Raw genomic sequence first — 9,003 nt, forward strand, 5'->3', positions numbered from 1 at the left:
CGCCGGATCGGCGTCGATCAACCGGAATGCAAGTCCACTGTGGACGTCGGTAGGTAGGAGTGCAGGTACCGGTCCAGCAGGTCGTCCAGGTAGCCGGGGCCGAAGTCGTGCTCGGCGAACGCGGGCACCAGCCGGTGCAGCTTCGCCAGGTCCACCCGGGTCAGCTGCGGTGGGCGCGCCAGCGCCCGCACCTCGGGGTCGGCGTCCAGCCGCCGCCGCAGCGCCGCCACCACGGCCGGCACCGGGATCGGCACCCCGGAGGCCACGTTCACCACCTCGTCGCGCACGCCCGCCGCGCACAGCGCGTCCAGCACCGACGGCACGTGCCGCACGTCCAGCAGGTCGCGGTGCGCCTCGGGATGCACCGTCACCACCCCGTCCAGCACGCCGCGCACCAGCGACGGCAGCAGCTGCGCCGGTTGCTGCCCGTCCCCGACCAGGTGGGTCAGCCGCAGCACCAGGAACCGCGCGCCGGAGAGCTCGCACACGCGTTCCAGCGCCAGCTTGTGCCTGCCGTAGGCGTTCAGCGGGAACACCGGGCCGTCCTCGCGCCCCGGTGTCCCGTCGGAGCCGTAGATCGCCGCCGAGGACGTGGACAGGAACACCGCGGTCCGCCCGTCCGCCCGGCAGCGCCGCAGCACCTCGCCGACCAGCGCCGCCTCCCGGTCGAATTCGGCGGTGTCCGCGGCGGACGTGGTGGACACCCCGGCGGCGATCAGCACCACCTCCGGGTGCGCCGCACCGAGCCGCGCGGTGCAGTGCCGGGCGAGGAAACCGCTGCCGACGACCTCCATCAGGCGGGCACCCGCACCGCGGCGGCCCGCACCTGCTCCACCAGCCGCGCGGTCTCCTCGGCCGCGTCCAGCCACGCCGGTTCGTCCGGCGCGCGGTCCAGCACGGCGCGGGCGAACGCGGCGATCGAGTCGCGGAACTGGTGCGCGGCGGCGAGCACGAACTCCTCGGCGTGGTCCTGCTCGTCGACGCGCAGCAGCGGCCGGTGCTCGGCGGGCGGGGTGAACGCGCGGTCCAGGCCCAGCGCCCCCGTGGCGCCCCACAGCCCGTAGCGGGACCGGTAACCGTGCTGGAAGCCGAACTCCAGGTCGGCGAACACGCCGTCCGGCGACACCAGCAGCGCGTGCCCGGCGAGGTCCACGCCGCGCCGCTCGTCGACGCGCAGCACCGCCCCGGACAGCGCCAGGCCCGGACCGAGCAGCAGCTGCGCCGCCCGGATCGGGTAGACCCCGACGTCGAGCAGCGCGCCACCGCCGAGCGCCGCGTCGTAGCGGATGTCGGAATCCGGCAGCGGCGGGATGCCGAAGGTCGCGGTGAACGTGCGCAGCGCCCCGATCCGCCCGTCCGCGACGAGATCGGCGACGGTCCGGTGCTGCGGGTGGTGCAGGAACGCGAAGTTCTCCCGCAGCACCAGGTTCCGCTGCCGCGCCAGCGCGGTCAGCTCGCGGGTGCGGTCGGCGCGGTCGGTGAGCGGTTTCTCGCACAGCACGTGCTTCCCGGCGCGCAGCGCTCGCCGCGTCCACTCGTGGTGCAGCGCGGTCGGCAGCGACAGGTAGACGGCGTCGACCTCGGGATCGTCCAGCAGCGCCGCGTAGCCGGTGGTGGCGGTGCCGCCGAAGCGGTCCGCGAACTCGGCGGCCTTCGCCGCGTCCCTGCTGGCGACCGCGGTGATCTCCAGCTCGGGGATCTCGGCGGCGGCGGGCAGCGCGCGGCGCCGCGCGTTCGCCGAGCAGCCCAGCACGCCGAGCCGGACCCGCCGGCTCACCGCAGGCCCCGCAGGCAGGCGATGAGGCTGCGGGCCTGCACGTTCACGTAGTGGCTGTGCTCCAGCAGCCCGGTCAGCTGGTGCAGCGCCAGCCACCGGAAGTCCGGCAGGTCCGAGTCGGGGAAGTCCGCGTCCACCTCGATGATCTGGTACCGGTTGCGGGCCTGGTAGAACCGGCCGCCCTCCTCGGACAGCTCGGTGTCGAACAGCACCTGCTCGGGCCGCCTGCCCAGCACCACGTCCAGGTGCGGCGGCCGGTAGTCGACGCCGAGACCGGCGTAGTTCTCGGGGGTGCACTGCACGGTCGGCGCCAGCTCCACCACGTCCAGGTAGCCGGGTTCGACGCGGGCGTTCAGCAGCGCGTGCAGCACCCCGTCGACGCGCTTCACCAGCAGCGCCACCACCCCGGTTCCGTGCGGGTGCAGCAGCGGCTGGGTCCAGCCGCCGACCTCGCGGCTGTTGCTGCGCACGTCCACGGCCAGCACGGTGAAGAAGGTGCCGAGCTCATGCCGGATCTCCGCGTCGGTGCGCCGCCAGCCGCGCACCGCGTGCAGCGGGATCAGCGAGGCCCGGACCTGGTGCTCGGCCTGCCGGGAGGTGATCCAGCTGCGCACCTCGGCGGTGGTGTGCAAGGTGCCCGAGCGCGGATCCCGGGACCGCGCCAGCGCGCCCGCCAGATCCGAACCGTCCACTTCGGACCCCTCGAACCCGCCGGGGAGGCAGGACAGCACGGTGCGGGCGTCCATGTTCACCAGGTCGTCCACCGCCAGCAGCCGGTGCAGCTGGCCGATCGTCACCCAGCGGAAGTCCTCGTGCTCCGCGACCGGTTCGCGCACCTCCACCAGCATGTTCCGGTTGCGCTTGCGGAAGAACCACGAGCCCTGCTCGGACTGCAGCACGTCGCTGAGCACCTGCTGACCCGCGGCCTCGCGGAAGTGCTCCAGGTACGGCACCGCGCCGCCCTCGTGCACCCGCGTGTAGTTGCTGCGGGTGGCCTGCACGGTGGGGGACAGCTGCACCCCGTTCACGTTGCCGGGTTCGGTCTTCGCCTGCATCAGGCAGTGCAGCACCCCGTCGATCTCGCGCAGCAGGATGCCGAGGATGCCGATCTCCGGCTGGTTGATGATCGGCTGCGTCCAGGAGCGCACCGGGCCGTGGTCGCTGGACACGCGCAACCCCTGCACGCTGAAGAACTTGCCGCTGGTGTGCCCGAGGTCGCCGGTGGCGTCGTCGAAGCGCCACTTGTCCAGCTCCGCGAACGGGATCCGCCGCACGTCGTGCAGCTGCGCGGCGCCGCGCTCCCGCACCCAGGCCAACAGCTCCTCGGTGGAGTGCAGCGCGTCCCGCTCGGCGCGCGCCGAGCGCGCCAACCGGTGCGGCAGGGTCGTGTCCGGCTTGCGCAGCAAGCCCGTTCCGGCGGAGGGCGCCATCGGGATCTCCTCACGGCGGTGCTGCCGGCGATCCGCTGGCGCGGCAGGCCGGGTCGCGACCATTCCTACCCGGGAAAGATTAGGAGAAACCCCAAGCCCGGCCGACGGTTCCACGATCGGATGATTGCGCGCGGAGCTCGCCGGGTAGCCGGGGGCTGATCGCGATTTCCGAACGGGAGGAGGCGCAGCACCATGACGACCGCACGGGAGATCATGACCGCGGGCGCCGAATGCGTGAACACCGATCAGACCGCCGCGGACGCGGCGCGCAAGATGACCGACCTCGGCGTCGGGGCGCTGCCCATCTGCGGCCCGGACGAGAAGATCAAGGGAGTGATCACCGACCGGGACCTGGTCGTCAAGGTGGTCGGCAAGGGCCGCGACGCCGGGACCTTCCCCGCCGGGGACCTGAACCAGGCCGAGGCGATCACCGCGGGCGCCGACGACTCCGCGGAGGAGGTGCTCGCCACGATGAAGGACCACCAAGTGCGCCGGGTGCCGGTGATCGACGGGCAGCGGCTCGTCGGCATGGTCTCGCTCGGCGACGTCGCCAAGGCCCTGCCGCACCACGAGGTCGGAGACCTGGTCGACACCCTGTCCACCTGACCAGATGCCGCTCCACTCCTGTTGCGGAGCGGGGCAGGTGGCGGAACCTCAGCGGTTCCCTCGCTGCGGGATCGATTTCACCGGTGGCTCCGCCACAGGAGAAATCGCTGTCCTCGCGAGGGAACCGCTGAGAACCCGCGGGTGGTCCCGCTGCTCGGGTGGACTCGCCACCGGCTCCGCCGCCGACCGGTGAGGGCCGCTGTTCAGGCTCAAGAACCGGCAGCGACGTTCCGCGGACGAACGCCCCGGCGCACCCGGGCGTTCGGTGCGTCCTCAGTTCTTCGGGGCGAGTTCGCCCATCTTGGACCAGCCGTCGCCGGGGACCTCGACGTTGATGATGTCCGGGGTCGCGGAGATGGCCTCGGACATGCGTTCCAGCGCCGCCTGGAAGTGCGCGGACTGCACGTGCTCGACGCCGGCCTCCTGCGAGGCGAAGCCTTCGGTGAGCACGAACTCGTTCGGGTCGTCGACGCTGCGGGCCCAGTCGAAGAACAGGTTGCCGGGCTCGTTCCGGGTCGCCCGGGTGAACTCGTCGACCAGCGAGAGCCACTGGTCGGCGTGGTCGGGCCGCACGTGGAACTTGACGACGATGAAGATCACTGGCTCGGCTCCCTGCGGGTTCGGTGGAGACGCGCCGGATTCGGCGCGGCCGAATCGTGGCCCGCGCGCACCGCGCCCGCCAACCCTCGTTGTCACATGCTGATAAGCCGCCGCGGTCTTCCGTCCCCCGGGTGCGGCGTGGTTATGGTGTGGGCCACACCCGGCGGCGGGAGGTGGCGGTGGACGACGCGCGATCGGTGCGCGAACGGGCCCGGACGCTCGCGCAGGTGCACGACGCCCTGTTCTCCGGAGGGCGCGCCCCGGCGCAGCCGCGCGCGCTGGTGGCCCGCTCGTGGCGGCGCGCCCGCGCCCAGGGCGTGGACCCGGACCTGCTGTTCCCGCCCGATCCGGCGGACGCGGCCGAGGTGCAGCGCCGCCGCGAGCGCAGCGGGCTGCGGCCGGTGCTGCCGGAGCTGCGGGCCGCGCTCACCGCGGTCGCCGAGGACTCCCGGCACGTGATGGTGGTGACCGACGCCGACGGCGTGGTGCTGTGGCGCGAGGGCGCGAACCTGGTCCGGCACCGCGCCGACCGCATCGGCTTCGCCGAAGGCGCGCGCTGGTCGGAGGACGTGGTCGGCGGCAACGCGATCGGCACCGCGCTCGCCGAGGGCGCTGCGGTGCAGATGTTCGCCGCGGAGCACTTCCTGCGCGCCCACCACGTGTGGACCTGCACCGCCGCTCCGCTGCACGACCCGCGCACTGGGGACCTGCTCGGCATCGTGGACGTCAGCGGCCCGGTGGAGACCGTGCACCCGTTGACGGTCGCGCTGGTCGGCACCGCGGTGAAGGTCGCGGAAGCGGGTCTGCGCCGGGAGCACGCGCGCGGGCTCGACTCGCTGCGGCAGGTGGCCGGGCCGCTGCTGGCCGGTCTGCGCGGGCCGGGCCTGGTGGTGGACGAGCACGGCTGGGTCGCCGCGGCCACCGGCATGGCCGGGCCGGACCGGGTAGGGGCGCCGCGGTCCGGGGTGCCGGTCGCGGTGCACGGCGTCGGCCACTGCCTGCCGGAACCGGTGCCGGGCGGCTGGCTGCTGCGCCCGGAACCCGCGCCGCGGATGCGGCTCGCGCTGGACCTCGGTTCGTCCCCGCCGCGCGCCGTCGTGGAGGGCACCGGCAGCTGGGTGCACCCGCTGCCGGTGCGGCACGCGGAGCTGCTGGTGCTGCTGGCGCACGCGGGACCGGCGGGGCTCTCGGCCGCGCAGCTGTCCGAGGCGCTCTACGGCGACCGCACCCACCTGGTGACCGTGCGCGCGGAGGTGTCCCGGCTGCGCAAGTCCCTCGGCGGCCTCGTGCTGGCCCGCCCGTACCGGATCGCCCCCGGCGTGGAGGTCGCGCCGCCGGACCGCACCGGGCCGCTGCTGTCCCGCTCCACCGCGCCGGGGGTCCGCCGCCTCGCCCGGTGATCCCGGGGGCGGGGACCGCTCCCGCGCCCGGTCGTGCGAGCGCGGGAGCGGCCCGGACTCACCTGGTGTGGTGCACCTCCTGCAACCCGTAGACGGGAGTGGGGATCCCCTCGGCCCGCGCCTTGAGCTGCAACGCCAGGTACAGAGAGTAGTGCCGGGACTGGTGCAGGTTGCCGCCGTGGAACCACAGCGCCTCCTGCTGCGTGGGTTTCCACATGTTGCGCTGCTCGCCCTCCCACGGACCCGGGTCCTTGGTGGTGTCGGAACCGAGGCCCCACACCTTGCCGACCTTGTCCGCGACCTCCTGGCTGATCAGGTCCGCGGCCCACCCGTTCATCGAGCCGTACCCGGTGGCGTAGACGACGAGGTCCGCGGGCAGCTCGGTGCCGTCGGCGAGCAGCACCGCGTCCTCGGTGAGCTCCGCGACCTGCCCGTGCGCGAGCGCCACCCGCCCGTCCGCGACGAGTTCGGCCGCGCCGACGTCGATGTAGTAGCCGGACCCGCGCCGCAGGTACTTCATGAAGAGCCCGGAATCGTCGTCGCCGAAGTCGTGCCGGAACCCGGCGGCCTCCAGCCGCGCGTAGAAGTCGGCGTCGCGTTCCCGCATCGCGTCGCACGCGGGCCGCTGGAACCGGTCCATGATCCGGTACGGCTGGGAGGCGAACACCAGGTCGGCCTGCTGGGTGGTGATGCCCGCTTCGACCGCTTCCTCGGAGTAGAGCGGCGCCAGCGACAGCTCCATCAGCGAATCCGACTTGGAGATGTGCGTGGAGGAGCGCTGCACCATCGTCACGTCGGCGCCGACCTCCCACAGCGCCCCGCAGATGTCGAACGCCGAGTTGTTGGAGCCGATCACCACGGCCCGCTTCCCCCGGTACGCGTCCGGCCCGGGGTGCCGCGAGCTGTGGTGCTGCTCGCCGCGGAACCGGTCCTGGCCGGGGAATTCGGGCACGTTCGGCTTGCCGGACACGCCGGTGGCGAGCACCAGCTGCCGCGGGCGCAGCTCGATCCGCTCGCCGTCGCGGTCCACCAGCACCGTCCACTCCCCGGTGCGCTCGTCGTAGGAGGCGGAGCGGCAGGTCGACGAAGACCAGTAGTTGATCTCCATGACCTTGGTGTACATCTCCAGCCAGTCCGCGATCTTGTCCTTGGGCGCGAACACCGGCCAGTTCCGCGGGAAGTCCAGGTACGGCAGGTGGTCGTACCAGACCGGGTCGTGCAGGCACAGCGACTTGTACCGGCCGCGCCACTGGTCGCCGGGACGGGCGTGCGCGTCGAGCACCACGTGCGGCACCCCGAGCTGGCGCAGCCGCGCGCCCAGCGCGATGCCGCCCTGCCCGCCGCCGACCACCACCACGTACGGCTGGCGGGTGCGGCCGAGCTCGGCGGCCTCGGCGTCCCTGGCCTCCTGCCAGGTGGTCCGGTCCGGATCGACGCCGTGCTCGGCGCCCTTCGGGCGGCGGTGCCCGCTCGGCTCCTCGTGGCCGGTCAGCTCGTGCAGCGTCGTCAGCAGCGTCCACGCGCCCTCGTCGACGAGCCGCAGGTGCCCTTTCCCGCGCCCCGCGGCCGTCTCGAACCCGAGCCACGCCTCGACCACGCCGTCGGCCTCGGTCGGTTCCGCGGTGAGGTGGAAACCGCGGGCGTCGGTGGTCTCGGCGGTGGCGCGCACCAGGTCGGCGACGCCGTCCCGGTCCTCCACGGTCTTGAGGTTCCAGGTGAACGCGACCAGGTCGCGCCAGAACGAGGTGGTGGCGAACAGCCCGGCGGCGCGGTCCGCGTCGCCGGCCGCCAGCGCCGCCTCGAACTCGGCGAGCCAGTCCTCGGCGCGGGCGCGGGCGGCGGACCTCTCCGCCGGTGGCCGCGTCTCCCACCGCGCCTGGTCCGGCCGCGCCGGCCGGGTTTCCGAAGCAGTGCGGGTCGTCTGGTTCTCACCGAGCGTCTGGGACATGGGCGGACCTCCCGGAGCAGCGCGCGCCGTCGCCGGTGACGGCGCGTCCGGAACTCAGCGAACCCGACCGCCACCGCGCCCGGAAGGGTTGCGACCCCGTTGCACCCCGCGGTTCCCCCGGATGCGGGATCAGCCGCCGATCGTCCTCCCGCGTTCCGGCGGCGGTCCGACGACCACGAGGTCGAGGTCGGTCGCGGCCAGCCGCGCCGGGTCCACCGCGAGGTCCGCCGGGAGCTCCGGATGCACGTGCAGATCGGTGGGGCGGCCGGTGAGGTCGAAGAACGGTTCGAACACGTCGGGGGTGAGGATGCCGAGCATCCGGGTGTTGTGCGCTTCGAACGCGAAGGTGTGGATGGTGCCCGCCGGGGCGTGCACGAAATCCCCTTCGGTCAGCAGCACCTCCCGGCCGTTGACGTGCAGCCGGACGCGTCCCGACACGCACAGGAAGTTCTCGGTGTGCAGCCGGTGGAAGTGCCGGACGAAGTACTCCGACCGGGATCCGAGGGTGTCGATGGCGAAGTAGCGGCCGCCGGTGTTCGCGCCGCGCGTCAGGTAGGTGTTCAGGCTCTCCCCGGTCTCCCGGCGGTCGCCCTCGCCGAGCCGCAGGAAGTACGGCCGCACGCCCTGCGGCAGCTCCGCGTCCCACTCGTCCAGCGCATCCGCCCGCGCCGCGTCCGGGAAGGTGATGCCGAGCGGGGCGCCCGCGTCGGCCCGCTGCGGCGCCGAGGTGGTGGCCCCGGTGCGGCCGGAGTGCACGTGCCGCCGCACCGGGGTGCCGAGCCGTTCCACGAGCTCCAGCGAACCGCCCGGCGCCGCCCAGGTGAGCAGCCGGGTCACGTGCGCCAGCATCCGGAGCGCCAGCGGTCTCCCCGGCGGCACGTGCAGCGAGTCGCCGCGGGTGAGCACGCGGCTGCGCTCGCCGAGCCACACCTGCACGCTGCCGTCGAACACGTAGAACGAGCGCTGCTCGACGGCGTGGGCGTGCCACGGCACCTCCGCGCCGCGCCCGCCGCTGACGTAGGCGGCGTCGAACAGGCCGCCGGTGTCTGCGGCGCGGGCGATGACGGTCCACAGCACGCCGTCCAGCTCGTAGCGCCGCCCCTCCCCGCTCGCGAGGTAGTAGGGGACGGGTTCGCCGGGCAGCCGGTCGACGACCGGTGCGAGGTCGTGGACCGCTTCGACGTCGTGGGTCATGGTCGTCCTCCGGGGAGCAGGTGGCGGGCGAGGGGAACGCCGGTGGGG

The 9,003-nt window shown here is 73.7% G+C and carries 8 protein-coding genes; 2 read left to right on the forward strand and 6 right to left on the reverse strand.

All coding sequences use genetic code 11. The features are described from left to right. Positions 1-17 precede the first annotated feature (17 nt). From LCD33_RS17595 to LCD33_RS17605, 3 genes are read right to left on the reverse strand one after another with little or no spacing between them, the layout of a single operon-like run. Positions 18-794: an NAD(P)-dependent oxidoreductase gene (locus LCD33_RS17595; protein WP_224978054.1), complete on the reverse strand. Its 777-nt coding sequence runs from the start codon at positions 792-794 to the stop codon at positions 18-20. Further along, on the reverse strand, positions 794-1,777 hold the full coding sequence (locus tag LCD33_RS17600; RefSeq protein ID WP_224978055.1) for a Gfo/Idh/MocA family protein: 984 nt from the start codon (positions 1,775-1,777) through the stop codon (positions 794-796). The genes LCD33_RS17595 and LCD33_RS17600 overlap by 1 nt, the downstream gene beginning before the upstream one ends. Continuing rightward, a complete protein-coding gene (locus tag LCD33_RS17605; RefSeq protein WP_224978056.1) occupies positions 1,774-3,207 on the reverse strand; it encodes an NDP-hexose 2,3-dehydratase family protein in 1,434 nt (477 codons plus the stop codon). The genes LCD33_RS17600 and LCD33_RS17605 overlap by 4 nt, the downstream gene beginning before the upstream one ends. A gap of 192 nt (positions 3,208-3,399) precedes the next feature. Between LCD33_RS17605 and LCD33_RS17610 the strand changes: the two genes are divergently transcribed. Further along, a complete protein-coding gene (locus tag LCD33_RS17610; protein ID WP_224968838.1) occupies positions 3,400-3,813 on the forward strand; it encodes a CBS domain-containing protein in 414 nt (137 codons plus the stop codon). Positions 3,814-4,086: 273 nt separating this feature from the next. On the opposite strand, the gene LCD33_RS17615 is transcribed toward LCD33_RS17610, so the two are convergent. After that, on the reverse strand, positions 4,087-4,413 hold the full coding sequence (locus tag LCD33_RS17615) for a putative quinol monooxygenase (protein ID WP_224963079.1): 327 nt from the start codon (positions 4,411-4,413) through the stop codon (positions 4,087-4,089). A gap of 179 nt (positions 4,414-4,592) precedes the next feature. On the opposite strand from LCD33_RS17615, the gene LCD33_RS17620 reads away from it, so the two are divergent. Continuing rightward, positions 4,593-5,813 carry a helix-turn-helix domain-containing protein gene (locus LCD33_RS17620; protein WP_224978057.1) on the forward strand — a complete coding sequence of 407 codons (1,221 nt, stop codon included), beginning with the start codon at positions 4,593-4,595 and terminating at the stop codon, positions 5,811-5,813. A 58-nt stretch (positions 5,814-5,871) separates the two neighbouring features. On the opposite strand, the gene LCD33_RS17625 is transcribed toward LCD33_RS17620, so the two are convergent. Both LCD33_RS17625 and LCD33_RS17630 read right to left on the reverse strand, forming a co-directional pair. Then, on the reverse strand, positions 5,872-7,761 hold the full coding sequence (locus tag LCD33_RS17625; RefSeq protein ID WP_224963083.1) for an NAD(P)/FAD-dependent oxidoreductase: 1,890 nt from the start codon (positions 7,759-7,761) through the stop codon (positions 5,872-5,874). 129 nt (positions 7,762-7,890) lie between these two features. Then, a complete protein-coding gene (locus LCD33_RS17630) occupies positions 7,891-8,955 on the reverse strand; it encodes a quercetin 2,3-dioxygenase (RefSeq protein WP_224968836.1) in 1,065 nt (354 codons plus the stop codon). Positions 8,956-9,003: the final 48 nt, after the last annotated feature.

The organism is Saccharopolyspora sp. 7B (assembly GCF_020177435.1).
Classification (GTDB): domain Bacteria; phylum Actinomycetota; class Actinomycetes; order Mycobacteriales; family Pseudonocardiaceae; genus Saccharopolyspora_C; species Saccharopolyspora_C gregorii.

Bases quoted from the DNA above. Each gene is read 5' to 3' on its own strand.
- LCD33_RS17610 (WP_224968838.1), top strand. From the start codon at position 3,400: ATGACGACCGCACGGGAGATCATGACCGCGGGCGCCGAATGCGTGAAC.
- LCD33_RS17605 (WP_224978056.1), bottom strand. From the start codon at position 3,207: ATGGCGCCCTCCGCCGGAACGGGCTTGCTGCGCAAGCCGGACACGACC.
- LCD33_RS17625 (WP_224963083.1), bottom strand. From the start codon at position 7,761: ATGTCCCAGACGCTCGGTGAGAACCAGACGACCCGCACTGCTTCGGAA.
- LCD33_RS17595 (WP_224978054.1), bottom strand. From the start codon at position 794: ATGGAGGTCGTCGGCAGCGGTTTCCTCGCCCGGCACTGCACCGCGCGG.
- LCD33_RS17630 (WP_224968836.1), bottom strand. From the start codon at position 8,955: ATGACCCACGACGTCGAAGCGGTCCACGACCTCGCACCGGTCGTCGAC.